Origin of the sequence: Empedobacter sp. UBA7248, assembly GCF_002472945.1 — a bacterium.
GTDB lineage: Bacteria > Bacteroidota > Bacteroidia > Flavobacteriales > Weeksellaceae > Empedobacter > Empedobacter falsenii_C.
Map to the genome: position 1 here is coordinate 1 of NZ_DKSU01000014.1, position 25,635 is coordinate 25,635.

At 31.9% G+C, this 25,635-nt stretch carries 23 protein-coding genes; 9 read left to right on the forward strand and 14 right to left on the reverse strand.

Features of this window, described 5'->3' with window-relative positions; all coding sequences use genetic code 11:
• Positions 1-298 precede the first annotated feature (298 nt).
• From B4A23_RS12365 to B4A23_RS12410, 10 genes are all read right to left on the reverse strand, one after another.
• The gene (locus B4A23_RS12365; protein ID WP_291120495.1) at positions 299-1,081 is read right to left on the reverse strand and encodes a nitrilase-related carbon-nitrogen hydrolase; all 783 of its coding nucleotides are present in this window, start codon (positions 1,079-1,081) and stop codon (positions 299-301) included.
• A complete protein-coding gene (locus B4A23_RS12370; protein WP_291120497.1) occupies positions 1,065-1,730 on the reverse strand; it encodes a phosphatase PAP2 family protein in 666 nt (221 codons plus the stop codon). Before B4A23_RS12370 ends, B4A23_RS12365 begins: the two co-directional genes overlap by 17 nt.
• A 133-nt stretch (positions 1,731-1,863) precedes the next feature.
• Positions 1,864-2,208 (reverse strand): 50S ribosomal protein L20, encoded by a 345-nt coding sequence (gene rplT, locus B4A23_RS12375; RefSeq protein WP_038337134.1) that lies wholly within the window; start codon positions 2,206-2,208, stop codon positions 1,864-1,866.
• A gap of 95 nt (positions 2,209-2,303) precedes the next feature.
• Complete coding sequence (gene rpmI, locus B4A23_RS12380; RefSeq protein WP_038337133.1) at positions 2,304-2,501, reverse strand: 50S ribosomal protein L35; 198 nt, start codon at positions 2,499-2,501, stop codon at positions 2,304-2,306.
• Positions 2,502-2,560: 59 nt separating this feature from the next.
• A complete protein-coding gene (gene infC / locus B4A23_RS12385; RefSeq protein ID WP_236688239.1) occupies positions 2,561-3,070 on the reverse strand; it encodes a translation initiation factor IF-3 in 510 nt (169 codons plus the stop codon).
• Positions 3,071-3,129: 59 nt separating this feature from the next.
• Positions 3,130-5,052: a threonine--tRNA ligase gene (thrS, locus tag B4A23_RS12390; RefSeq protein WP_038337131.1), complete on the reverse strand. Its 1,923-nt coding sequence runs from the start codon at positions 5,050-5,052 to the stop codon at positions 3,130-3,132.
• A 154-nt stretch (positions 5,053-5,206) separates the two neighbouring features.
• Positions 5,207-6,457: a hypothetical protein gene (locus tag B4A23_RS12395; RefSeq protein ID WP_291120499.1), complete on the reverse strand. Its 1,251-nt coding sequence runs from the start codon at positions 6,455-6,457 to the stop codon at positions 5,207-5,209.
• Positions 6,458-6,696: 239 nt separating this feature from the next.
• Positions 6,697-7,791, reverse strand: a complete 1,095-nt coding sequence (locus B4A23_RS12400) for an LptF/LptG family permease (protein WP_291120501.1) — start codon at positions 7,789-7,791, stop codon at positions 6,697-6,699.
• A gap of 1 nt (position 7,792) precedes the next feature.
• Positions 7,793-8,923 (reverse strand): tRNA guanosine(34) transglycosylase Tgt, encoded by a 1,131-nt coding sequence (gene tgt / locus B4A23_RS12405; protein ID WP_038337127.1) that lies wholly within the window; start codon positions 8,921-8,923, stop codon positions 7,793-7,795.
• A gap of 111 nt (positions 8,924-9,034) precedes the next feature.
• Positions 9,035-10,336: an OmpA family protein gene (locus B4A23_RS12410; RefSeq protein ID WP_291120503.1), complete on the reverse strand. Its 1,302-nt coding sequence runs from the start codon at positions 10,334-10,336 to the stop codon at positions 9,035-9,037.
• 178 nt (positions 10,337-10,514) lie between these two features.
• Here B4A23_RS12410 and B4A23_RS12415 point away from each other — a divergent pair, with 178 nt between their 5' ends.
• Both B4A23_RS12415 and B4A23_RS12420 read left to right on the forward strand, forming a co-directional pair.
• Positions 10,515-11,417, forward strand: coding sequence for a mechanosensitive ion channel family protein (locus B4A23_RS12415; RefSeq protein WP_291120505.1), 903 nt, complete (start codon positions 10,515-10,517; stop codon positions 11,415-11,417).
• Positions 11,417-12,673, forward strand: coding sequence for a D-alanyl-D-alanine carboxypeptidase (locus B4A23_RS12420; RefSeq protein WP_291120507.1), 1,257 nt, complete (start codon positions 11,417-11,419; stop codon positions 12,671-12,673). Before B4A23_RS12415 ends, B4A23_RS12420 begins: the two co-directional genes overlap by 1 nt.
• Before the next feature lie 48 nt (positions 12,674-12,721).
• Here the strand turns inward: B4A23_RS12420 and B4A23_RS12425 are convergent, their stop codons facing one another.
• Together B4A23_RS12425 and B4A23_RS12430 are read right to left on the reverse strand one after the other, a co-directional pair.
• Complete coding sequence (locus B4A23_RS12425) at positions 12,722-13,195, reverse strand: DUF6702 family protein (RefSeq protein WP_180905404.1); 474 nt, start codon at positions 13,193-13,195, stop codon at positions 12,722-12,724.
• Between the two features lie 180 nt (positions 13,196-13,375).
• A complete protein-coding gene (locus B4A23_RS12430; RefSeq protein ID WP_125349592.1) occupies positions 13,376-13,789 on the reverse strand; it encodes a hypothetical protein in 414 nt (137 codons plus the stop codon).
• 135 nt (positions 13,790-13,924) lie between these two features.
• Here B4A23_RS12430 and trmB point away from each other — a divergent pair, with 135 nt between their 5' ends.
• Positions 13,925-14,602: a tRNA (guanosine(46)-N7)-methyltransferase TrmB gene (gene trmB, locus B4A23_RS12435; RefSeq protein WP_038337121.1), complete on the forward strand. Its 678-nt coding sequence runs from the start codon at positions 13,925-13,927 to the stop codon at positions 14,600-14,602.
• Positions 14,603-14,694: 92 nt separating this feature from the next.
• On the forward strand, positions 14,695-16,146 hold the full coding sequence (locus tag B4A23_RS12440; RefSeq protein ID WP_291120509.1) for a M20/M25/M40 family metallo-hydrolase: 1,452 nt from the start codon (positions 14,695-14,697) through the stop codon (positions 16,144-16,146).
• 47 nt (positions 16,147-16,193) lie between these two features.
• Here B4A23_RS12440 and B4A23_RS12445 read toward each other — a convergent pair whose 3' ends face one another.
• Positions 16,194-18,086 carry a M43 family zinc metalloprotease gene (locus B4A23_RS12445; protein WP_291120511.1) on the reverse strand — a complete coding sequence of 631 codons (1,893 nt, stop codon included), beginning with the start codon at positions 18,084-18,086 and terminating at the stop codon, positions 16,194-16,196.
• 204 nt (positions 18,087-18,290) lie between these two features.
• Positions 18,291-19,646 (reverse strand): orotate phosphoribosyltransferase, encoded by a 1,356-nt coding sequence (locus tag B4A23_RS12450; protein ID WP_125349589.1) that lies wholly within the window; start codon positions 19,644-19,646, stop codon positions 18,291-18,293.
• Between the two features lie 239 nt (positions 19,647-19,885).
• Between B4A23_RS12450 and B4A23_RS12455 the strand changes: the two genes are divergently transcribed.
• From B4A23_RS12455 to nadC, 5 genes are read left to right on the forward strand one after another with little or no spacing between them, the layout of a single operon-like run.
• Positions 19,886-21,004: a C1 family peptidase gene (locus B4A23_RS12455; RefSeq protein ID WP_038337115.1), complete on the forward strand. Its 1,119-nt coding sequence runs from the start codon at positions 19,886-19,888 to the stop codon at positions 21,002-21,004.
• Between the two features lie 12 nt (positions 21,005-21,016).
• Entirely contained in the window at positions 21,017-22,021 is a 1,005-nt protein-coding gene (nadA, locus tag B4A23_RS12460; RefSeq protein WP_038337116.1) for a quinolinate synthase NadA, read from the forward strand.
• Complete coding sequence (gene nadB, locus B4A23_RS12465) at positions 22,021-23,586, forward strand: L-aspartate oxidase (protein ID WP_291120514.1); 1,566 nt, start codon at positions 22,021-22,023, stop codon at positions 23,584-23,586. Before nadA ends, nadB begins: the two co-directional genes overlap by 1 nt.
• A complete protein-coding gene (locus B4A23_RS12470) occupies positions 23,586-24,476 on the forward strand; it encodes a hypothetical protein (RefSeq protein ID WP_291120516.1) in 891 nt (296 codons plus the stop codon). Before nadB ends, B4A23_RS12470 begins: the two co-directional genes overlap by 1 nt.
• A complete protein-coding gene (gene nadC / locus B4A23_RS12475; RefSeq protein ID WP_291120518.1) occupies positions 24,476-25,339 on the forward strand; it encodes a carboxylating nicotinate-nucleotide diphosphorylase in 864 nt (287 codons plus the stop codon). The genes B4A23_RS12470 and nadC overlap by 1 nt, the downstream gene beginning before the upstream one ends.
• The last annotated feature ends 296 nt before the right edge of the window (positions 25,340-25,635 follow it).

A 25,635-nucleotide genomic window follows, 5' to 3' on the forward strand; every position in this document is an offset into this window, starting at 1 on the left:
AATAGATTTTTGTTCTGTAAGTTTTAAATCTTACGTCTTATAACTTATTACTCAAAATTCAGAACTTAAAACCCGCGTTAGGGATAGCAGTGGAAATCCTTTTGTAGGAATTGGATTTTCTGTAATCACCTCAATCTTCTTCTATAAAACATTGCAACGCATAGCCCGACCGAGCGATTTACATTAGTTGTGTTTGTATTCTTTTGGTTATTCTATGAATAATATAAATGGAAGGCAAAGAGTGAGGGAACGCCCAAATAATTCCATAAAAAAAGCCCAACCGAAGTTGAGCTTGTATTTATCCAAAATAAAATGAATCTCTATCATTTAGAAAATTGAAATGCTTTCGAGTTTTATCTTGTTCTTCTTTATCAATTTCGAATTGTAAAATTTCGGGATGATTGTTTATTGTTTCCAAATCTTGTCCCAATGTATCAAATAAATGTGAATCCCCTTGATACTGGAGATTATAGCCATCTACTCCAATTCTATTTACGCCAGCAACAAAAGCCATATTTTCGATTGCTCGTGCTTTTAGAAGTGAAATCCAAGCTTCTCGACGCGCTTTGGGCCAACTTGCGTTACAAAGTATCAAATCGTACGGATCTTCTTCTGTATTGCGAATCCAAACAGGAAATCGTAGATCGTAGCAAACAATAGGACGAATTTGCCATCCTTTATAATCTATCGTTACAATTTTATCTCCTACAGAATATACGCCAGCTTCTTTTCCGTAACTGAACAAATGTTTTTTATCGTAAATATAAATAGAGCCGCTTGGACAGATGAAATAAAATCGGTTATAGTATTTATCGTTTTCATGCGTAGAAATGCTTCCAGCAATCGCAGAATTCAATTCTTTGGCTTTGTGTTGCATCCATTCGAAGGTTTCTCCAAAAGGCTTTTGACCAATTTTTTCTACATTCATCGAAAATCCTGAAGCAAACATTTCTGGTAGCAGTATAATATCGGTTTGATGATTGGTTAATAATTCATCTAAATAAGCGTGATTAGCTTTTGCATCTTCCCAGATTACATCGTATTGTATTAATGATATTTTAAGTTTATTTTGAATTTCCATTGTTGATAAATTTTTGATCTAATTTTGGATTATTAGATTGGTTGATGATGTAATACATAAAGATAAATATAAAAAAACCAATAAACGAACCGCCAACGGTATCAATCGCGAAATGGCGTGACAAGTAGATTCTACTAATTGCGATACTCGGAAAATGGAGTGCGAAAAATAATTGTAACCATCTGTTTTTGGTTAATAAACATAATGTCATCGAAATTATTGCGGCTGTTAATGAATGTCCCGAAGGAAAAGTTGAAGCCATTTGTATCGCATAATCTTTGACTAGAATAATGTCTATTTTTTTCTGCGTAAAATAATATCCAGGACGTAAAACTTGTTCGAAATAGACATTCTTAAAGAAAACACTAATTGTTGTTGCAACTGCTCCAGAAACTAATAAATAATAAAAATATTTTCGAGTTGTTTTCCAAAATAGATATCCAAGAAGTAGAAAAAATAAATAATAGGTTCCGAAATCGGTATAAAAAACAAAGAGTTTATCGAGATAATGATTGCTGTATTGATTGAAATGCAGATGTAATTCGTCGCGTCCATAATATTGCGTCATAGCAATTGCAGCAAAATTGTAGATGAAAAATACGACAAAAAATGGCCAAATTCTTAGAAATAAATCTTTTTGTTGATTCATTTGAGTTGGGTTTTTAAATAAAATTTATGATGATATTCTAAAATAAGTTTAGAATGAAATACTTCAAATTTAGGCAAAAAAAAACTTGACTAAATAGCCAAGTTTTAAAACGTTTTAATATTGTTTAAAAAAATTATTTTACTTTTTCTACGATTGCTTTGAAAGCTTCTGGATTGTTCATCGCTAAGTCAGCTAAAACTTTACGATTTAATTCAATTCCAGCTTTGTGGATAGCTCCCATAAATTTAGAGTAAGACAATCCGTGTAATCTTGCTCCAGCGTTAATTCTTTGAATCCATAACGCACGGAAATTTCTTTTCTTTTGACGTCTATCGCGGTAAGCGTATACCAAACCTTTTTCTACTGCATTTTTAGCAACAGTCCAAACGTTTTTTCTTCTTCCGTAATATCCTTTTGCAAGTTTTAAAACTCTTTTTCTTCTAGCTCTTGACGCAACTGCGTTTACTGATCTTGGCATAATTTTTAATTTTTTTGTAGTGGGCGAGATTGCTCTGCTTTAAGGCCCATCGACAGGGTTAATAATGAATTAATAAACCAAATAAGAACAAGTTCTTATTTTAATCTTAATTGTTGTTTTACTGAATGAACATCAGCTTGATCAACTAAACCAGTTTGAGTTAAATTTCTCTTTTGTTTAGTCTCTTTTTTTGTTAGGATGTGGCTTTTAAAAGCGTGTTTTCTTTTAATTTTACCTGTTCCTGTTAATTTGAAACGTTTTTTCGCTCCAGATTTTGTTTTTAATTTTGGCATGATTACAAATATTTAAAATTAAAACGTTTTTTATTTTTTGTAAGATGATAAGAACCTAATTATTTCTTAGGTCCCATCATCATAATCATTCTTTTACCTTCAAGTTTTGGCATTTGTTCTACTTTTCCAACATCTTCCAATTCTTGAGCTAAACGTAACAATAAGATTTCTCCTTGATCTTTAAAGATAATAGAACGTCCTTTGAAGAAAACATACGCTTTCAATTTTGAACCTTCTTCTAAGAAAGATCTTGCGTGACGTCTTTTGAATTCGTAATCATGATCATCTGTCTGAGGACCAAAACGAATTTCTTTCACGACAACTTTCTGCTGTTTAGCTTTAAGTTCTTTTTCTTTTTTCTTTTGTTCGTATAAGAATTTTTTGTACTCTACGACACGACAAACAGGTGGAATGGCTTTTTCACTGATCATTACCAAATCTAAACCTTGTTCTTCTGCAAGTTCTAAAGCTTTAGCTATTGGATATACACCAGGTTCTATACCTTCTCCAACAACGCGTACTTCTTTCGCGTCAATCTTATCATTGATCTTGTGTTGATCTTCCTTAATTACTCTGGCTGGACCTCTGCCGCCTTTTCTTCTAATTGCGATAGTTATTCTGTTTTAAATTATTTTAATTTGATTTGTTCTTTCATGAAGTCGATAAATGCTTGAATCGTCATCTCTCCTAAATCACCTTCTCCGTGTCTTCTTACAGAAACTGTACCGTTTTCTGCTTCTTTTTCACCGATGATTAACATGAAAGGAATTTTACCGATTTCGGCATCACGGATTTTTTTACCAGTTTTCTCGTTTCTACTGTCAATCAGTCCGTTAATTTCCTCTTCGGCCAGCAAATTTAATACTTTTTCTCCATATTCCACATATTTTTCACTAATTGGTAAAATTGTGAATAAATCTGGTGTTAACCAAAGTGGTAAATTACCTGCTGTATTTTCTAACAAAATGGCAATGAAACGTTCCATAGAGCCGAATGGCGCACGGTGAATCATTACTGGTCTGTGTTTTTCGTTGTCTGCTCCAGTGTAAGTTAAATCAAAACGTTCTGGTAAGTTATAATCCACTTGGATTGTTCCTAATTGCCATTGACGTCCTAATGCATCTTTCACCATAAAGTCTAACTTAGGTCCATAGAACGCAGCTTCGCCATATTCTACAACTGTTGGTAAACCTTTTTCTGCTGATGCTGTGATAATTGCTTGTTCAGCTTTTTCCCAGTTTTCATCAGATCCGATGTATTTTTCTTTATTCTCTGGATCTCTTAATGAGATTTGAGCCGAATAATTATCAAATCCAAGATTTGTAAATACATATAAGACTAAATCAATTACTTTTTTGAATTCTTCTAATAATTGATCTGGTGTACAGAATAAGTGAGCATCATCTTGAGTAAATCCACGAACACGAGTTAAACCGTGCAATTCTCCTGATTGTTCGTAACGATAAACAGTACCAAACTCTGCATAACGTTTTGGTAAGTCGCGGTACGACCATTGAGATGTTTTGTAAATCTCACAGTGATGTGGACAGTTCATTGGTTTTAACAAGAATTCTTCTCCTTCGTTTGGCGTTTTAATTGGCTGAAAACTATCTGCACCATATTTAGCGTAGTGACCAGAAGTTACATACAATTCTTTTTGACCAATGTGCGGAGAAATGACCATTTCGTAACCCATTTTTTGTTGCTCTTTCAATAAGAAGTTTTCTAATTTTCTTCTCAAAGCAGCTCCTTTTGGTAACCAAAGTGGTAAACCTGCACCAACTTTTTCTGAGAAAGCAAATAAACCTAGTTCTTTCCCTAGTTTACGGTGATCACGTTTTTTTGCTTCTTCTAATAACTCAAGATATTCTGTTAAATCTTTTTGTTTTGGGAATGTAATACCGTAAACACGAGTCAACATTTTGTTTTTCTCGTCTCCACGCCAATAAGCTCCAGCAACATTCAAGATTTTTGCAGCTTTCACAATTCCAGTGTTTGGAATGTGTCCACCACGACATAAATCTGTAAAATTATCGTGTGTACAGAATGTAATATCTCCATCATTTAAGTTAGAGATTAATTCTGTTTTGTATTCATTGTCTTTATACGTTTCTAATGCTTCTGCTTTCGAAACTGAATATAATTTGAATTCAGCTTTTTTCTTTGCATTCTCTAACATTGCTTTTTCTACTTTCGCAAAATCAGCTTCTGTAAATTTATCCTCACCAAAATCAACATCGTAATAGAAACCTTTGTCAATCGCAGGTCCAATTGTTAATTTCGCATTTGGATAAAACTCTAAAATAGCTTGCGCTAATAAGTGAGCAGATGAATGCCAAAAAGCTTTTTTACCCATTTCATCATTCCAGGTTAACAATTTGATCGTTGCATCTGTGGTGATTGGGGTTGTTGTTTCAACTTGTTGATCGTTTACTATAGCCGAAATTACATTACGTGCTAAACCTTCACTAATGCTTAGCGCCACGTCCATAGGAGTTACGCCACTCTCATACTGTTTTACACTTCCATCTGGAAGAGAAATGTTTATCATCTTACTTTTAGAATTTGTACTAAGATGCAAAATTACGAATTTTCTGTAAGTTGACGAAATTTTTAAAGAGTTGATTTTAGCTAAAATATTAAGTAAATAGTTGAGCTATTGTTTTGAATGAAATTATCTTGTTTTAGATAAAACTTATATTGAATTATTTTTTTATAAACTTTAAAATTTCGTTCGATTCTTTTGTTTTAATATAATAGATTCCAGCCGCTAAGCCTTGACAATCAATTGTTATATTTGATTGATTGTTAATACGAACCGATTGTATAATTTGTCCAACTGAATTGTAAATAAAAAGTATATTATTTTGAGCATGTAATTGAGTTTTATCAACTCCAATTATAATTTTATCATTCGTGATATTTGATGATTGCAACCAGATAAAAGGTTTTGATTCAATTGATTTTGTACTTAAATTCTCATGAATTTTAAATTGCATGACAATAGGTAAATGATCGCTCATATTATACAAATTAGTTCGTAAAGTTTGTGAGTAAATTCCCGTACAATCAAGATCTTTTACGTCTTTATTTAAACAATCTCCATTATTTCCATACGCTTTATAACTATCGTTTATAAAAGAAAAACGAGTGCTGTTTTTGAAATTTTCGCTCATCATAATAAAATCAAAACGATCATCCAAACCGCCACTTGCTCCTGCATTAGTTCCGCTTCCAAAACCTATATTAGAAACGCGTGTACTTTGAGTGTGTAAATAACTAAAAGCTGGATTATCTTGCCAACTTCCAGGCGAATTGAGTGGATCAATCATCAAAATAGCATTTGCTGGATTGATAATTTCTTGATATGCTGGTTCTGATGAATTATAAAAATTAAAATCTCCAGCAAAAAGAACATATGTATTAGGTTGTGTTAATTTTTTCAAAGATTTTGTGACTTCTTGCACCATTTCCAAACGCATTTGACGATTTGCAGGCCCTGTACTCGATTTTAGATGTGCAACAAAAACTTCTAAATGAATAGGATCATTTGAAGTAATATTTAATTGAAAAGAATATTGATTGATGTCACGATAAACTGTCGGAATTTTTTGTTGATTAACTAACGTCAATTTGCGTGTGTTATAAAAAACCATTGTTTGTAACGGATCATCTAATTTTGTTGTGTCAGCCACAAAAAGTGCACGAGCAAATTTATCAGGTTGATTTTGCAAAGATGTATTTAAGATTAAATCAGCGCCATTTTCTGTTACTAATTCACAAATCATAAATAAATCTGGTTTGTATTCGTCTAAAATATCTCTTAAGATCAATTGACGATTTTGAGGAAGTGAATTCGGAAATTTGAACACATTATAAAACATTGTATTTAATGTTTCTTGCGAAAAAATAGAAACCGAAAGGATTAAAAATAAAAGGAGTAAATTTTTTTTCATATCAATTGATTTTAGTTTTACACTTCAACTTTTTTAGAATCTAAGAAATTAATTTAGAATATCTTAAAGTTATTAATTATCAATTGAATAAAAAATTTTATTTCTGAAAACTGATGAATTTAAAAAATTATTTTAGTTAAATTATGGTGAGTTTTTAGATGGATTCAATAAATTATTTACTTGTATTGTTGATACAAAAAAAAATCCAGTTCCGAAAAGAACTGGATTTTTGAAATATTTTATGAACGTGCTCGTCTGAAATATAAAAACAAAGTTAGTAATCCGAAGACGATGTTTGGTATCCACGAGGCGACAAGTGGCGAAACATATCCTTTTTCGGAAAACGTAGACGTTGTTTGCGAGAAGAAAATGTAGACAAACGCTAACGAAATACCAACTGCAAGATTGATTCCGATTCCTCCACGACGTTTTTTAGATGAAAGCGATAGAGCCAAAAGTGTCAAAATAATAGTTGAAAATGGACCGCTCAAACGGTTATTTAATTCATTTTCGTATGTATTTACATTGGCAGAGCCTTTTGCTTTTTGTTTCTGAATAAATTCATTCAATTCGAAGGTATTCATTGTTTCAGCAACATATTCTTCTGGTAAAATTTCGTCAGGAGAAGCTGGCAACTTCAAATTTGTATTGGCTTCGTAATTTAACTTTTCCGTTTTATCCTTGTTAATTTCTCGCGTGTAAACACTCATTAATGCATAAGTAGAATCTTTATCATTCCAATTAAAACTTGAAGCGATGATTTGTTTTTTCAACTCAGTCGAATCAAATTTTTGATACATAAAAGAACTTCCTAACTTTTCTGTTCTGTCATAACTATCAACAAAAACAAATTCATCAGGAGAAATTTGCGAACCGATACGTTGTCGTTTATAATATTCTTCCTTGTCGTTGTTACTCAATAAATGGGTGTATTGGTATTTATTTTTTTTAATATTTGCCCAAGGCAAAACCACATTTCCTACTACCAAAGCAGAAACAGCTAAAAATATAGCAACCCAAATATATGGAAGTGTAAATCGATAAAAACTAATACCACCCGAAAGTACACCTACAATTTCGGTTTGCATCGTCAGTCGTGATGTAAAATAGATCACAGTGATAAAAACGGCAATTGGTAAAAAGGTGTTAATAATCCAAATAGACCAATAAGGGTAAAATTGGGTTAAAGCCGAAAAAGCTGTAGAACCACTATCATTAATACGTCCTAATTTTTGACTAAGATCGACAATAACGGCGATAGTAGACAAAATCAAAACCATGAAGATAAAGGTTCCGATAAAGTTTCGGATGATGTATTTATCAATTATTTTCAAACTACAGACGTTGTTTTAATTGTGGAACAATTTGTTCTTTCCATTGAGCGAAATCTCCTGCTAAGATATGCTGTCTTGCAACTCTTACCAAATCTAAATAAAACGCAAGGTTGTGAACAGATGCAATTTGTTTTCCTAACGCTTCGTTGGCATTGAACAAATGACGAACATAGGCTTTTGTGTAATAACTATCCACATAGCTTGTTCCGTTTTCGTCTAATGGTTCGAAACAATCTTTCCATTTTGCATTTTTCATATTCATAACACCATTCCAAGTGAATAACATTGCGTTACGCGCGTTACGTGTTGGCATAACACAGTCGAACATATCAACTCCAAGAGCAATACATTCGATGATATTCCAAGGTGTTCCAACTCCCATTAAATAACGAGGTTTATCTTGTGGAAGAATTTCGGTTACGATATCCGTCATTTCGTACATCACAGGTTCTGGTTCACCAACAGATAATCCACCAATTGCATTTCCTTCTGCACCGAAATCTGCAATATATTTTGCTGATTCTTGACGCAAATCTTTGAAATCATTTCCTTGTACAATAGGGAAAAGCGTTTGTTTGTGATCGTAATATTCAGGATTATTGTTTAACCAAGTTCTACAACGCTCCAACCAACGATGTGTGACATGCATCGCACGTTTTGCATCATGATATTTTGCTGGAATTCCTGTTAATTCATCAAAAGCCATAAAAATATCAGCTCCGATATAACGCTGAATTTCCATTGATTTTTCTGGCGTAAACATGTGGTAAGAACCATCGATATGCGATTTGAAACGCACACCTTCTTCAGATTTTTTACGACTTGTTGCCAAAGAATACACTTGGAATCCTCCAGAATCTGTCAAAATTGGTTTTTGCCAATTCATAAATTTATGTAATCCACCCGCTCTGTGCAAAATATCAGTTCCTGGACGCAAATACAAATGATAAGTATTTCCAAGAATGATTTGGGCTTTAATATCTTCTTCTAATTCACGTTGGTGAACAGATTTTACTGTACCAACCGTACCAACTGGCATAAAAATAGGTGTTTCGATTTTACCATGATCGGTTTCTACAACACCAGCTCTTGCCTTAGAAAATTCGTCTTTTTTATCGATTGAAAATTTCATAGTGTGCAAAGATATTAATTGTTTAGCTTGTTGCGAGTTGGTTTCGAAAAAAATAACAAAAAAATAAGGATAAAGTTGCCTTTACCCTTATTTAGAAATTTTATGAAATGATTATTTTGTAAAACGTAATGACATTTTGCGATCAGAAGCTCTTTCTGCGTCAGAAGCTGTTTCAGCTACTTTTGCAAATTCTTCTCCGTAACCTTCGGCAGCAATAACTTGTGCACCAACACCACGTTTTGTTAATTCAGCTTTTAAGTAATCTGCTCTTTTTTGAGAGATTTCTTTATTTTTCGCATCATCACCAACTTTATCTGTGTACGCTCCAAGTTTAATTTTTGCAGTTGGATATTTTTTCAAAATTGCAGCAACATTATCTAATTGAACGTCAGAACCTGGCTCTAATTGATCTGTTTTACCAAAAACGAAGTTAACATTATCAAAGTTGAACCATTTTTCTTTCAATTGATCTTCTGTCATTGTTGCAAAATCTGGCGCTTTGATAAATTTGATAATTTGATCTTCTAATCCATTTGCGTATCCTTTCAAAGCAACACCATCTAAATCGATATCAGATAATTCTTTTGGTGCACTGTTTAGAGAATCCTCATTCAATGAATCAACCACAATTTCAGTTTCTTCTGTAACAACTGTTTTTTCTTCGTTCTTATTGCATTTTTTTAATAAGAAAAAGGCTGCTAAAGCAACTAAAATTAATGGAATTAACCATTTCCAAAAACCTCCACCGCCATTGTTGTTATGAGTTTCTGCGTAAGCATCAACTGGTGCTACATAAGGTTTTTCTTCTGGTTCTACATCAACTACTTTTTTTGTTTCTGTAATAGTTTCAGTTACATGATCTTTTGCAACATCTATTGTTTCAGTGATTTTAGGCGCATCATTAAACATTGTTCCTAAACCTAAAGCTCCAAGTCCTAAACCAGTTGGAATTAATCCTAAAATTTTATCTTTAATTCCTCCTAAAGATGAAAAGAAATCAGCTTCTGTTACATTGTTAAATTCGGCTTCTTTTCCAATAGATCCAAAAGTTGTTAAAGCTGTTAAGTCTAATAATTTTGAAGATGAACCTGTCGAAATTCCTGCATATTCAGCAATTTTAGAAACGATTGGTTGAGCATTCGAACCAAAAATAACACTGATTAATTCTTTAATCGTGTCTGGTGTTTCTTGTTCTGTCGAAATATTTGCTAATCCACGAGAAGCACCAAAAGATTTGATGGTATGAAATAAGCCTGTAGTAGAATTCTTTTTTTCTAAAACACCTCCTAAAAGAATAGGAATAAATGCATTGATTGCTTTAGAAATTCCTGATTCATTTTCACCTAATTCTGATGAAGTTTTCGAGATCAAATCTGGGGTAATATACCCTTTTACTAATTCAATAATGTTCATAGATTTTAATTTTTAATTATAGCCTTTTTTAAGTTGTAATTTGTTCTTAACGAATATTGTACCAATATTCATATTTATTAAAATTAGTTAAAAAAAATGATAATTTTTCTATTTTTTTGAAAAGATGTTAGATTGGAACTAATTTTATCAACTGAATTACTAATAAAAAAGAATAATTATGCAAGAGCAAGACAAAGTAGATAGTTTGCAAGATGTAATAACAACTCCATTTAAGGATTTAGAAAACTTTACACAATGGTTATTAACGAAAGGTTCTGAGGTTGGATGGAGCTTAGTTTCTGCTTTATTAACCTTAATAATTGGTTTTTGGGTAACAGGTAAACTTGTCAAGTTAATCGAAAAAAGAATGGTTGCACGAAATGTCGATTTATCAATTCGCACGTTTTTAATTCCAATTCTTAATATATTGTTCAAAGCTATTGTATTAACTTTTGTTGTAGGGCGATTAGGTTTTAATGCTTCTGGTTTTGTTGCAGCTTTAGGAGGTGTTGGTTTAGCAGTTGGTTTAGCTTTGCAAGGTTCTTTATCAAATTTTGCAGCAGGAATTTTAATTATTCTTTTCAAACCTTTCAAAGTTGGAGATTATATCGTATCGCAAGGAAATGAAGGAAGTGTAGAGTCGATAAATTTACTAAATACAGTAATTGCAACTGCAAAAGGACAGATTATTACTTTGCCAAACGGGAATTTATTTAACAATCCAATTACCAATTATTCTGTAAAAGAATATCGTCGATTAGATGTAAATGTTGGTATTTCTTATGATGATGATTTTGACAAAGCGCGCGAAGTTTTGTTGAATGTTTTAGAGAAAAATGAATTGGTTGATGATACACAATCTAAAACGGTTGAGATTCTAGAATTTGCTGCAAGTTCTGTGAATTTGGCTGTGCGTTGTTATGTGAAAAATAGCGATTATTGGACGGCTTATTGGCAATTGTATCGCGCGGTGAAATATACGTTAGACGACAATAATATCTCGATGCCTTATCCACATACAGAAATGATTATTAAAAATGAATCGAACTCGTCAACAATTCCTTTCGAGAACAAAGATTAATGAAGTATTTACTTACCATATTATCAATTTTTTCGTCTGTGCATCTTTTTGCACAGACCGAATTAATTGAGAAACATCTCAATTCTGATTTCTATTCCACTCAATTCACGGGATTTTATTTATATGATCCAATTACGAAAGAAGAAATTTATAATTATAACGGAAACAAATTTTTTATTCCAGCTTCTAACTCCAAAATTTTTACGTTGTATACAGCGATGAAAATGTTAAATGATTCGATTCCTGCATTCAAATATCAGTTGATTGGTGACGAATTGCATATCGAAGGAACTGGAGATCCAACTTTTTTGCATCCAAAATATAAAAATACACGAGTGTTAGATTTCCTGAAAAATAATGGTTCTAAAATTGTTTTTCATTGGAATAATTTCGACGAAGAATCTTTTTTACCAGGTTGGACTTGGGACGATTTTAGAAAAGATTATGCACCAGAAAGAAGTCAGTTTCCGATTCATGAAAATTTAGTTTCAATTTCGAAAAATGGAAGTTCAATCAAAACATTTCCAACATATTTTGAAGAATTAACAGAAATTAGAGAAATGCCAGAGCCGAGGAATTTCTATGACAATAAATTTTATATCAGCAATAAAAAACGAACAGAAAAAGTTCCTTTTATTGTGAATGAAACGGTGATAGAAAAATCGTTGTCGCAAATTTTGGGAAAACCTGTTGATATGGTCAAAACGCCAATGGTTAATAATCCGAAAGTGTTTTATAGTCAGAAATCAGATGATGTTTACCGCGAAATGATGGAAAATAGCGATAATTTTTTGGCAGAACATTTATTGATTTTAGCTTCGAGTACTTTACCAGGAAAACTGAGCGCTTCTGAAACGATTACCTTTTCGAAAAGATATTTGTTGAATGATTTGAAACAACAACCAGAGTGGTTTGACGGTTCGGGATTATCGCGTTATAATTTGTTTACACCACAAAGTTTTGCACAAGTTTTAGGGAAAATGTATAACGAATTTCCTGAGCAACGTTTGTTTTCTATTTTCCCAATCGGTGGTAAAACGGGAACAATCAAAAATAGATACAAAGATTCGGCGCAACCTTATATTTATGCCAAAACAGGAACGTTGAACAATAATGTAACGTTGAGTGGTTATTTGAAAACGAAATCTGGAAGAATGTTAATTTTTAGTTTGATGAATAATAATTCGATCAAAGATTTATCTTGGATTCGAAATGAGAACGAAAAATTATTACGAATTATTAGAGATAATTATTAAGCATATTTGAAATAAAAAGCCTTCCGATTTCGGAAGGCTTTTGCTTTATTAGAAAGACATCTTTACGGTGTCGTTATTTCCTGTTAATACTTTTGTGTCTTTTTTATTTTTTACATCAAAAGTTACAATGTTTTGCTGATCATTAAAAATATCTGTCAACAAAGCCACTTTTAGTTCTATCGAGCTGATATCAGATATTTTATCAAACTTAAAGAAAACTCGTGTAGATTTATCATTTACCTGATAACCATAATAAGAAGTTCCTAAAGCTTTGCCATTTACTTTGACATCAACTTTACTATTTACATACGCTTTCAACTTGTTCTCAAAGTTAGATTTGTTCGAAACATCTGCACCAACTGCTTTTTCCAACTGATTGGTAAATGTACGCGCAGTGATATTTAAAGTTCCGGTTTCTTGTTCGTAATCAACCTTGATATTTGCTGTATGAAAATCTTGGGCACTTAGGTTAAAAGCTACTAAAACCAAAAGCAAAGAGAATAGATATTTTATATATTTCATTTTATTTCTTAGTTTGTACAAGTCTATTTCAAATCGAGTGCCAAAGATTCTTAAAATTTAAAAGAAAGCTTTAGCGACTTGTTAATAACGAAATTAGAATAAAAAAATTATAAATCACATAAAAATATAAAAAGAGTATTAATAACTTAATACTCTTTTCTATGAATTTATTCTAAATTTTTAAGCAAACCAAACATGGTAAGGAATTCTACTTAAAATACAAACTAAACCAATAATTGCAAAGACTGCAACGCTCATTGGTACAGTTGTAGATCGTTTTAATTTTGCATTAGCAATTGTCATAAAAACAACACCTGCAATCATCATCATAGGGTGTTCAACAAAAGTTAATCTTAAGCCAGAATCTTTCATTATTCCTGATGGTTCTAAAGCAGAAAACATCATAATATAGTAGACTAATCCAAGTAATAATTGAACGTGAAAAGTAATGGTTGTAAATAACCCGATTTTTTTAATCGTTGCGTTTGTATCTTTTTTAGAAATCGCATAAATTAATGTTGAAATCACAAAGATAACGCCCATCAAAATCACAAGATAAGCCCAGCCACTATGAAATTGTTTGATAAAATCCATTTTTCTAATTTTAGTTTTTCAATACAAAAATAATAAACCTTTTTACATAAATACTATTTGATGATATTTATGTGTTTTCAGAACAGTTTTTTAGATTAATCAAAATCTCGTAATTTCGCGCAAAATATATCCGAAATGGGAAAAGATAAAATCAGAAGATTTAACGAAAATAAAACTTTTCAGAATGTTGTTCAACCAACACGAGAAGAGGCGATTAATGAGTTTGCATTAAAAGGAAATTGGAACAAAGAATTTTTCAAGAACGATAATCCAATTGTGTTAGAACTTGGATGCGGAAAAGGAGAATATACAGTTGCAATGGCGCGTCGTGACAAGGATCGTAATTTTATCGGAGTAGATATTAAAGGATCAAGATTTTGGCGTGGTGCTAAGACTTGTTTGGATGAAGGAATAGAAAATGCTGGATTTCTTCGAACTCAAATCGAAATTATCGATCATCTTTTTGCAGAAAATGAAGTGAGCGAAATTTGGATTACTTTCCCAGATCCACAGATTAAATACAGAAGAACAAAACATCGTTTGACAGATCCTGAATTTTTGAGACGTTACAATACAATCTTGAAACCAGAAGGAACAGTAAACTTGAAAACGGATTCTGAATTTTTACATGGGTATACACATGGCGTTATTCACATCGAAGGTCACGAAGTAATTCGTTCTACACACGATGTTTATCATCCAGATCATTCGGATATTCCTGCAATTGTAACGGAAGTACAAACATATTACGAATCGAAATTTTTGGAAGAAGGTAAAAAGATTACCTATATAAAGTTTCAATTAAAATATTAATAAAAAATCCATCGAAAGATGGATTTTTTATTAAAAATAAATTCCATAAAGATTTATTAATCATATATTTGTTGTAACACTTTTATGATTTTATGAAAAATAAATTTTTATTCTTTACGCCTTTTTTATTCCATGCTATTTTTTCTTTTGGGCAATCCAAAGAAAACTTCATTTTTGCGACAATGGAGACTGATAACGCAATTCTTTTACAAAAAAATCATGCAGATTCAATTGATATAATATCTTCGAAAGATAATTTATCTGCAATTTATTTTCATCCTGCAATTGCTGAAATTTTACATGGGAAATTTGCGCATGGACATGGTTATGTTTTTAGAAATACGAAAGAAGATGCACTTCAATCACTTCAAGAAAAGCCATCTCAGAAAAAAGCACCTTTCAATTATACAATATCAGAACAAGCTTTTATAACTACTGCTTTGAATGATGTTGATGTGAAAGAAATTGAGAAAACAATTTTGATGTTAGAAGGTTTCAAAACGCGTTATCATACAAGACAAGAAGCGAATGATGCGGTTCTTAAATTGAAAGAAATTTGGGAGAAAATGATTGCTGATGCAGGACGAACAGATGTTGCTGTAAAAATTGTTGATCATGTGAATACACCAATGAAATCGTTGATTTTGACTTTTAATGGAATTGAAAAGAAAGAGGAATTTGTGATTATTGGAGGTCACGCCGATTCGACTGTTGGTTGGAATACAAATCAAACTTTTGCACCAGGAGCAGATGATAATGCGTCGGGAATTGCAACAATCACCGAAGTTTTGCGTGTGTTGTTAAAAAATAATTTCAAACCGCAACGAACTACCGAAATTATGGCTTACGCAGCAGAAGAAATAGGTTTAGTAGGATCGAAAGAAATTGCGCAGAAATACGCTTCGGAGAATAAAAATGTAATAGGTTATGTACAATTTGATATGACGAATTACAAAGGTTCTACGAAAGATGTTATTTTGATGACGGATGCTTATTGTGATGCAAATCTCAATTCGTTTTTGATGCAATTGATGGACGAATACAACAAAACTGGTTTACATCAATTCACGTATGATACTTCAAAATGTGGTTATGGATGCTCAGATCATGCGAGTTGGTCGGAAAATGGTTATGCGGCGACTTTACCTTTCGAGTCTAAAATGGGAGAAGATAATCCTAATATACACACAACCGGAGACACTTATGCGTTTATGGGAAGTACATCTATGCATGCGGCTAAGTTTACAAAATTAGGGATAGAATATATAGTTGAAGCTGCTAAAACCTCGACTTTAGGTACAAATGGTATTGATGAAAATTGGTCTAAAATTTATGTTTCAAATAAAATATTAAATTATCAACTAAATTTTAAATCTCCAATTTCGATCAAAATAATTGATGCAACAGGACGAATGACTAAAACGATAAATACAGAAAATTCTAACGGAAGTGTAAATCTTTCTAATTTATCCGCAGGATTTTATGTCGCTAGATTTCAAGATGAGAATGGAAATAGTGTTTCACATAAATTTGTGTTGAAGTAATTAAAATAAAAGAGTCTTAATTTTTATAAGACTCTTTTATAACTGATTTATAAAATTATTTTTTTAGAAATTTTTTCTCCATTTTTAAGTTCGACAACTACAATGTAGATTTGGTTATTATTTCCAAGGCTTTTAATAAAATCTTTTTGATTTATATTATTTCCATTGTAAATTAATTTTCCTGATATATCTGTAATTGATATTTTAGAAATAATATTTTTTGCCTTAATAATTACTTCTGATTTAGAAGTTGCAATTATAATTTCATTTTGATTTAAATTTAAATCATTTGTTACGAGATTATTAACAATTGTTACAGCATAATCTTCTGCATCTCCATAACGAAGATTGTTACAAGATTTAATATCTGTACCAACATAGTCTGTAATTATTCTCATTCTTAGAGGTTTGTTATATACTGCTTTAGAAGAAGGAGTTATGTCAGCTGTTAATATTTCATTTTGTAATACTTCGGCCTTGGAGAAAACGACTTCATCTGTTTCTGAAAAAACACCATCATTATTGTAGTCAATATATACTTTTGTAGTCATTTTATTTGATGTATCTCCTAATCTTAATGTAAGTTTAGTAGGCTTATCATATGGTATATTGGTAGTCGTTTTAGCTAATGTGTAGTCTTTTGTGTAGTCTTTATAAAAATTATTTTCGTAAGTATTAAAAGTAGTTGTCCAGTTATTAATTTCATTAAAGTTGACATTTATTGTTCCAATTGTATATGCTGTTTTACTATCTATTGCTTTTGGTGTACAAACAGCTTCAACTAAAGTTGTGTTATTATCTATTTTTTGATTATTTAATACGGGAGAATTAATTAGGCTTTCTCTATATTTGAATAAGTGAGCTAATGCTCTTTCAACTTGACCTGGTGTGAATCTATTTCTAAAACAATATGTGTAAGACATTATGTTTTGTTCAACTCCTGCATAAGGATTATTCGTACATTGATTTATTCCTCCAGTTAAACATCTATAAAGGTTAATAGTTGGATCATAAAGAGATAGAGATGGTTCTGTATCACAAACTAAATCTCCATTTTTAGTACAATCATTATTTGTAGGGCAAACTGCAGCTTTTGTAATGTTAATAACATAATCTCCATTTTCATCCTTTAGATATTTACCATCCGCTCCTTTTGCTAAATTAGCTTCACCAGCTATAAAACCTTCGTGAGTATGTCTAAGTCCAAGGCCATGACCAAATTCATGGGCCATTGTTTGTTCTCCAACTTTTGAAACTTTAGCCAGCATTACAGATCGATCACCGCCTAAATCTCCAGTAGGGTAATTTGCGTATCCATTTGCTACTGTTGTTCCAGAAGCAATATAATGGGCGACGTAAATATTGTAATACTTTGTTGGTTCCCAACCGTATTTTGTAATTACTTCTTTGTCATGTAAACCTGGATAATTTGCAGATCCATTTAATCCATTTTTTACAAATTGTTCGTTTCCTGATAAATCAATTCTGTCAATACCATTTGTAGGATTTCCTTTGGGATCTACTTTTGCGAAAACAAATTTTACAGGTATTGTAGCCCCTCCGTTTGTATCATCTAAAACCTTGTCAGCTTTTCCTGCAAATACATCGTTTGTGTAGTTTATCCAATCTATAATTTGTTTATCAGCTGGGTTATCAGTATGACCAATAGAATCACCCTTACTGATGATATGTACTACGATTGGTATTTCATAAATTTTTGATTGTTGAGTTCTAGATAGAATGTTTTGTTTTAATTTGCCACTTTTAGTAAGTTCAGATAGCTCTAAATTGAATAAATCATATTCTTTTTTTGCTTCAGGATTTTCTTTAAAGAAATTTTCCATTAAAGATTCTGTAGCACATTCTATTGGTAGTTTTTCTTGCGCGATAGAAAAGCTTGACAAAGCTAAGGCTAAGCCTAGGTAATAAAGTTTTTTCATTTTTTTTGTGTTAATCTGACTAAAATAATAAATTTTAAAAAACATTAATCGTTTATAAATACTTAAATTCGAATAATTGAAAAAGAATCTATTATATAAGAATTTGTAGAATCTAAAACTAAATTTTTTCAAAAAATATAAAAAAAACCAGTAAGCTGTAAATTAGCTTACTGGTTTTGTGGATTATTTTATAAAATCTAAATCTTAGTCATTCAAACTTTGTAAGTAAGAAACCCAACCTAACGTTTGGTATTCTTTTGCAGCAGTTTTTACATCAGCAGCTTTGTAAATTCCACGACCAACAATCATAAAGTCTGTGTGGTAATTTTTGAAAACTAATTCTGGCGTATTGTACTGTTGCCCTTTGCTATCTCCAGTTGAAGAAATATTAACACCAGGCGTAAACAATAACAAGTTATCAGGAATTTGGCGTTGCGCAACAGCTCCCAAAACATTTCCAGATTGTTCTGAAACATTAATTGCCTTTGTAAAGTAATAATCATCAGTCAATGTTCCTTTCGAAGACATTTCAACAATTGTGATAACTCCGGTATTTTCGAAAACTTTTAACGATTCTAAACCTCCAATTGGATGAACAGTTACTAAATCTGCCCAATCAGAAATTTTGTAAATCGATTTCTTAAATTGTAATTCTTGCGTATTTCCAATATCTCCAAACTTGCGATCTTCGAATAATAAGAATTCTTTTTCACGTGCGATTTTTTTCAACTCAACAATTAAGTTATCCGAAAAATCTTGAATAATATCTGAATGTAATTTTAACGCAACAATATGATCACCAACCTTTTTAGCGAAATCTGTAATTTCTTCAGAAGTAATTAAATCTGCAGAAGCAATTAAGTTAGATTGTTTTTTCAATGCTAATTCAACCAAACGTTTTCCAACTGGATGTACAATTTTTTTGTTTTCCAATGCAATACGTTGTTTTGCAGGAACCGCTTCTGGAGGTAGAGCTAAAAAGTCTTTGATTTTTTTCGCTTCATCATCACTTAAACGGTGATATTTATGTAAAATATCGATTACTTCGTGAATTGTAAATAACGTTTTCACATTGTAACCTTGCTCTTTTAATTTTTCAGAACCACCTTGCGCACGATCCAAAACAACAACCAAATCTTTTACACGTAAACCTTCGCGCTCAACTTGATCAATTGTTTCTAACAAAGATTGTCCAGAAGTAATTACATCTTCGACCAAAAGACAAGATTGTCCTTCCGCAAAAACACCTTCTACCATACGTTTAGTTCCATAACCTTTGTTTTCTTTACGTTTGATAATCAAAGGAATATTCGATGTTAAACTCATTGTAGTCGCCATTGGCAAAGCTGCATAAGGCACACCACAAATCAAGTCGTATTCTACATCTTCAACTAAATCTAATAAGTTATTTGCTAAAGTTTTTAGTAATTGTGGACTCGAAGCTAAAGGTCTTAAATCGACATAGAAAGGAGATTCTATACCACTTTTTAAAGTAAAATTTCCAAATTTTATAATTCCCAGCTCGTAAGCTTTCAATAAAAAATCTTCTCTTGGTTGCATCTGTGTAATGTTTGAGCAAAGTTAATAGGTTTTTGAGTCATTTATGGCATTTTCACGAAAATTAATTTTAAGATGAATAAAAATTGAATATTTATACTGATTTGATTTATAATTTGTTCGAAAAGTGAAATATTATAAATTCTGAAATAATTTTTCTAATTAAGAAACATTCAATTTGGAGCCGTTTTAGATGAAAACTTCATAAAATAACTTTACTTTTGAAATCTATACAAACACAAATGAAAAAATATATATTCGCTAGCATCGCTTTTGTAAGTATGTTGGTTTCGGCACAAGAAACGCCTTTCAAATTCAAAGAATTAGTTAATAATTCTGCACTTCCTATTATTTCGCAAGGAAAAACGGGAACTTGTTGGTCATTTTCGACAACTTCTTTTTTAGAATCGGAAGTGAAGCGTTTGACAGGAAAAGATGTCGATTTATCGGAAATGTATAATGTGCGTTTTACTTATCCTGTAAAAGCGTATAATTATGTATATCGCCAAGGAAAAGCGCAATTTAGTGAAGGAGGTTTGTCGCATGATGTATTAAACTCGGTTCGTAAAAATGGATTGGTTCCAAACGAAGTTTATGCAGGTTTTGCGAATGGAACAGATGTGAAACATAACCACGAAATGTTGGTAAAGGATTTGAAAGTTGGATTAGATTCGATTGTAAAAAATCCTAAAAAATATTTAACAGCAGATTGGAAATCAAAATTTGATCAAAAATTGAATGATAAATTAGGTGTTCCTCCGACAAAATTCAAATTCGAAGGAAAAGAATATACGCCACAAGAATTTGCAAAATTTTTGAAAATTAATCCAGATGATTATGTCACATTAACATCTTTTCAGCAAGCGCCATATTATTCACAATTTATTTTACAAGTGCCAGATAATTTTTCAAATGGTTCATATTATAATTTACCGTTAGATGAATACATGAAAGTCTTGGACGAAGCGTTATATAAAGGATATACAGCAGCTTTTGATACAGATGTTTCTGAAAAAACATTTTCTAAAAAGTATGGAATGGCAATTTGGCCTTCAGAAGGTTTAGAATCAGATTATTTTGTTCAGATTTTACCTGAAAAATGGGTGACGGCTGATGAGCGTCAAAAAGGTTTTGAAGATTATTCGACAGAAGATGACCATTTAATGCATATTACGGGGATTTTGAAAGATCAATTGGGAAATCAATATTATGATGTAAAAAATTCTTGGGGAACAACAGATTTAGGAAATAATGGACATATTTATATGTCGAAACCATTTTTCAGAATGAAATCAATTGCTTTTACAGTGCACAAAGATGCGTTGTCAAAAGAAGTGAAAAAGCAATTAGGTATAAAATAAAACCACTCACAAATGAATACATTAGAACAAGCGATAGAGAAACTAGATTATAAAGGTTATTTGGATGTAGAAATTCCAAAAGGAACCGATTTGATTGCGGAAATCAATAAATTACGTAAAGAGAAAAATGCGGTGATTTTGGCGCATTATTATCAGTCAGGAGAAATTCAGGATTTAGCAGATTATTTAGGTGATTCATTGCAATTGGCACGTGCAGCTGCAAAAACTGAAGCTGATATGATTGTTTTTTGTGGTGTTCATTTTATGGCGGAAGCCGCAAAGATTCTGAATCCGTCTAAAAAAGTGGTTTTACCAGATACAAAAGCAGGTTGTTCTTTGGCAGATTCATGTTCGGCAGAAGGTTTACGTGGTTTACGTGAGCAACATCCAAATGCGATTGTGGTAAGTTACATCAATTGTGATGCGGGTGTTAAAGCAGAATCAGATATTATTGTCACTTCTTCGAATGCGGAAGCGATTATTAATTCGTTGCCAGAAGATCAAGAAATTATTTTTGCGCCAGATCGTAATTTAGGTCGATACTTAAATCAAGTTTGTAATCGCAAAATGATTTTGTGGGATGGAGCTTGTATCGTACATGAAGCGTTTTCATTGGAACGAATTGCACAACAAATGGCAGATCATCCAAATGCAAAATTAATTGCGCATCCAGAAGCGCAAGAAGATTTATTGAAGTTTGCACATTTTATTGGTTCAACTTCTCGTTTGTTAGATTATGTGGTAGAAAATGATGCACAAGAATTTATTGTGGCAACGGAAGAAGGAATTTTACACGAAATGCAAAAACTTGCTCCGAATAAAACATTAATTCCAGCATTAGTTCAAGATGAATCGTGTAATTGTTCTGAATGTTTTTATATGAAATTATCAACATTAGAAAAATTATATCTGTGCATGAAATATGAATTGCCAGAAATACAAATCGAAGAAGAATTGCGAGTGAAAGCATTAGCTGCAATTAATAGAATGTTAGATTTATCAGAAAAAATAAAATAATGGCTATTCAAGATGTTTTAGTCATTGGTTCTGGAATTGCAGGACTTTCTTATGCGCTGAAAATTGCGATTCGAAATCCTGATGCAAAAATTACCATTGTAACCAAAGCAAATAAAGACGAAACTAATACCAAATATGCGCAAGGTGGAGTCGCTGTTGTGAGTGATTTCGAGAAAGATAGTTTCGAGAAGCATATTGAAGATACGCTTCGTGCTGGAGATGGTTTGTGTAAGTTGGAAGCGGTTGAGGTTGTCGTAAAAGAAGCGCCAGAACGAATCAATGAAATTATAGATTGGGGCGTTCGTTTCGATAAAAATAATGAAGGAATTTATGACCTTGGCCGTGAAGGTGGACATACCGAAAACCGAATTGTTCATCACAAAGATGTGACAGGTTGGGAAATTGAGCGCGCAATGTTAGAAGCGATCAAAGAATATTCAAATATTCAGGTTTTTACACATCATTTTGTGGTAGATTTGATTACAGAACATCATTTGAATCGTGATATAGCTCAGAAAACGACATGTTTTGGTGCGTATATTTTAGATTTGAATACAGATAAAGTTGAGCAACATTTAGCTAAAGTAACTTTGTTAGCAACGGGCGGAGTTGGTCATGTTTATAAAAATACGACGAATCCTATTATTGCAACTGGTGACGGAATTGGGTTGGCTCGACGTGCGAAAGCAACCGTTTCTGGAATGCAATTTATTCAGTTTCATCCAACAGCTTTTTACAGTGAGTTTGATGGGCAATTGTTCTTAATTTCGGAGGCTGTTCGTGGTTTTGGTGCGAAATTGCGTACGAAAGATGGTGAATTGTTTATGCATAAATATGATGAACGTGAAGAATTGGCTTCGCGTGATATTGTGGCGCGTGCGATTGACAACGAAATGAAATTGCGTGGAGATGATTATGTTTATATTGATTGTCGACATTTAGAGAAAGAAAAATTCTTGGAGCATTTCCCGAATATTTACGAAAAATGTAAATCCGAAGGTTACGATATGTTTACCGAATTGGTTCCGGTTGTTCCAGCTTCGCATTATTTGTGCGGTGGAATAGACGTCGATTTAGAAGGAAAAACATCTATTGAGAATTTGTTTGCGGTTGGCGAATGTTCGAATACAGGTTTGCATGGTGCAAATCGTTTGGCTTCGAATTCGTTGTTAGAAGCAATGGTTTTTGGTCATCGTGCAGCGTTAAAAACGGTCGATTTGTTAAATGATAATCAATTTTCGATTTATAATTTTGAGTTTCCAGAATGGAACGAAGAAGGGATGAAAGTGCAAGAAGAATTAGTATTGATTTCTTATTTACGCAAACAATTACAAGCGATGATGAGCGAATTGGTCGGAATTGTACGAAGTGATAATCGTTTGCAAATTGCACAGAATCGTATCAATGAAATTGAGAAAATGGTCAACGAAATTTATTATTTTACGATTGTTTCACCTAAAATTTTAGAACTTCGAAATTTGGTTGATGTAGCACATTTAATCATTGATCAAAGTATTAATCAAAAAGAAAATCGAGGAACTTTTTACAACAAAGATTTTAATTAATGAAGAAGTTATATCTGTTCGTTACATGTTTTGCAATAAGTTTTTCTTTTGCTCAAAATTCGAAAGAAAAACAAAACGTAAGTTTGACTTTTGGTAAAGAAACTAAGAAAGCTGTTGTTTATTTTGGTTGCGAAAATCTCAAAGAGAATAGCGAACTACAGGCTTGTATGAACAAAAATTTGAATCAAGATATTCAAACTCAAATTTCATTCTTTTCTAATATTGCTGATTATCTTCATATCGAAACTGCTCAATCCAAATTAGGTTTTAAAATTAATGAAGATGGTAATTTTGATGATGTCTCGACTGATGGTTCAAATCCAATTTTTAATAGTGTAGCATTGTCGAGTTTAGTTTTGTTGAACAATAAAATGGAACGAGCTAATCTGAAAATAACGCCTGCAAAAGGAGTTGATGGAAAAGCGGTTGCGATGAAATATACAATGCCTTTACGTTACGAATCGGCAGAAAAAAATAATGATTTTGAAACTTTCCCTTCAGAAAATCGTGTATTGTTTACTTTAAAAACTGATGAAGAAACGATTGAAGTAAGAATTGATAAAGAATTTAATTTAACAACTTTTGGTAATAATGGAAGTCGGGAATATTATTTAGGAAAGTTTTCTAATCTTTTCGAAATGGCTTCTATTGATCCTTATGCAACTGCTTTTGATTCGGCGTTCAAATCTGGAGCAATTGACATTACAAAAGGTAAAATTGATGACAAAGAATATAAACTTCAAATCAAAAATTTCTTCGAAAATGATCCTTCAGTACAAGTGTTGATTACAGTTGTGCGTGAAGAAAACGGTACTTGGGCCGAGTATTATGAATACAAAACCAAGAAAGAATTTAATCAATCAAAATTTGCATCCTTAACATATAGATAATGAATTTTCCTCCATATATCACACAAGAAAAATTACAACTTTTTATTCGTCAAGCTTTTTTAGAAGATGTTGGTGATGGCGATCATTCAACGTTAGCGTCGGTTCCGTATGATGCAATTCAAGAAGCAGAACTAAAAGTAAAAGATAACGGAATAATTGCTGGAATTGAATTAGCAAAAATTATTTTCGATACGTTTGATCCATCTTTAAAAATAGAACAATATATAAATGATGGCGATAAAGTTCAATTTGGTGATATTGCTTTCAAAGTGAAAGGGTCGTCACAATCAATTTTAACTTGCGAGCGATTAGCTTTGAATTGCATGCAGCGAATGTCTGGTATTGCGACTTATGCGCACGAAATGATGGAATTGGTAAGCGGAACAAATGCCAAAATTTTGGATACAAGAAAAACAACACCTAATTTTCGTATGTTAGAAAAATGGGCTGTTAAGATTGGAGGAGCAGAAAATCATCGTTTTGGATTATACGATATGGTGATGTTAAAAGATAATCATGTCGATTTTTGTGGAAATATTACTAAAGCAGTTGCGCAAACCAAAGATTATTTGGAAAAACATCATTTACATCTAAAAATAGAGGTGGAAACGCGCAATATGGATGAGGTAAAAGAAGCTTTGGAGGCAAATGTTGATTTTATTATGTTGGATAATTTTGATCTCGAAACGATGAAAGAAGCTGTTCAATATATAAATGGACAAGTAAAAACTGAAGCTTCGGGTGGAATTACAAAAGAATCTGTTCGTGCAATTGCCGAAACTGGTGTTGATTTTATTTCTTCTGGCGCAATTATTCATTCTGCTCCTAACTTTGACTTGAGTTTAAAGGCTGTGAAAGTTTGATTTCTTTAACATTTTAAGTATTATCTTAATTGTATCATACTAATAATGTCGTTTTAACGTTACTAGTATTGTGTATTAGTATAAATTATTAAAATTATATTAGTATTATTCTATAAATAAAAATGTTATTCAATAGTATTTTATTAATACTGATTCTAAATAAGAAGGTTTTGATTCTATTTTCTTCCTTACACTGAAAAAAAATCAGGGAATGAAGAAAATTAATGTTAAAAATTAAGATTTCATTATATGTTAATTTTCGACTAATCGTTAAATAATCTTTAAAAATTGATATA

Excerpts from the sequence above, each read along its gene's own strand:
- B4A23_RS12365 (WP_291120495.1), bottom strand. The coding sequence starts at position 1,081 with ATGGAAATTCAAAATAAACTTAAAATATCATTAATACAATACGATGTA.
- B4A23_RS12455 (WP_038337115.1), top strand. The coding sequence starts at position 19,886 with ATGAAAAAATATATATTCGCTAGCATCGCTTTTGTAAGTATGTTGGTT.
- trmB (WP_038337121.1), top strand. The coding sequence starts at position 13,925 with ATGGGAAAAGATAAAATCAGAAGATTTAACGAAAATAAAACTTTTCAG.
- nadB (WP_291120514.1), top strand. The coding sequence starts at position 22,021 with ATGGCTATTCAAGATGTTTTAGTCATTGGTTCTGGAATTGCAGGACTT.
- B4A23_RS12370 (WP_291120497.1), bottom strand. The coding sequence starts at position 1,730 with ATGAATCAACAAAAAGATTTATTTCTAAGAATTTGGCCATTTTTTGTC.
- B4A23_RS12440 (WP_291120509.1), top strand. The coding sequence starts at position 14,695 with ATGAAAAATAAATTTTTATTCTTTACGCCTTTTTTATTCCATGCTATT.
- nadA (WP_038337116.1), top strand. The coding sequence starts at position 21,017 with ATGAATACATTAGAACAAGCGATAGAGAAACTAGATTATAAAGGTTAT.
- nadC (WP_291120518.1), top strand. The coding sequence starts at position 24,476 with ATGAATTTTCCTCCATATATCACACAAGAAAAATTACAACTTTTTATT.
- thrS (WP_038337131.1), bottom strand. The coding sequence starts at position 5,052 with ATGATAAACATTTCTCTTCCAGATGGAAGTGTAAAACAGTATGAGAGT.
- B4A23_RS12410 (WP_291120503.1), bottom strand. The coding sequence starts at position 10,336 with ATGAACATTATTGAATTAGTAAAAGGGTATATTACCCCAGATTTGATC.
- B4A23_RS12445 (WP_291120511.1), bottom strand. The coding sequence starts at position 18,086 with ATGAAAAAACTTTATTACCTAGGCTTAGCCTTAGCTTTGTCAAGCTTT.
- rpmI (WP_038337133.1), bottom strand. The coding sequence starts at position 2,501 with ATGCCAAAATTAAAAACAAAATCTGGAGCGAAAAAACGTTTCAAATTA.
- tgt (WP_038337127.1), bottom strand. The coding sequence starts at position 8,923 with ATGAAATTTTCAATCGATAAAAAAGACGAATTTTCTAAGGCAAGAGCT.
- B4A23_RS12415 (WP_291120505.1), top strand. The coding sequence starts at position 10,515 with ATGCAAGAGCAAGACAAAGTAGATAGTTTGCAAGATGTAATAACAACT.
- B4A23_RS12470 (WP_291120516.1), top strand. The coding sequence starts at position 23,586 with ATGAAGAAGTTATATCTGTTCGTTACATGTTTTGCAATAAGTTTTTCT.
- B4A23_RS12420 (WP_291120507.1), top strand. The coding sequence starts at position 11,417 with ATGAAGTATTTACTTACCATATTATCAATTTTTTCGTCTGTGCATCTT.
- B4A23_RS12395 (WP_291120499.1), bottom strand. The coding sequence starts at position 6,457 with ATGAAAAAAAATTTACTCCTTTTATTTTTAATCCTTTCGGTTTCTATT.
- B4A23_RS12425 (WP_180905404.1), bottom strand. The coding sequence starts at position 13,195 with ATGAAATATATAAAATATCTATTCTCTTTGCTTTTGGTTTTAGTAGCT.
- B4A23_RS12450 (WP_125349589.1), bottom strand. The coding sequence starts at position 19,646 with ATGCAACCAAGAGAAGATTTTTTATTGAAAGCTTACGAGCTGGGAATT.
- rplT (WP_038337134.1), bottom strand. The coding sequence starts at position 2,208 with ATGCCAAGATCAGTAAACGCAGTTGCGTCAAGAGCTAGAAGAAAAAGA.
- B4A23_RS12430 (WP_125349592.1), bottom strand. The coding sequence starts at position 13,789 with ATGGATTTTATCAAACAATTTCATAGTGGCTGGGCTTATCTTGTGATT.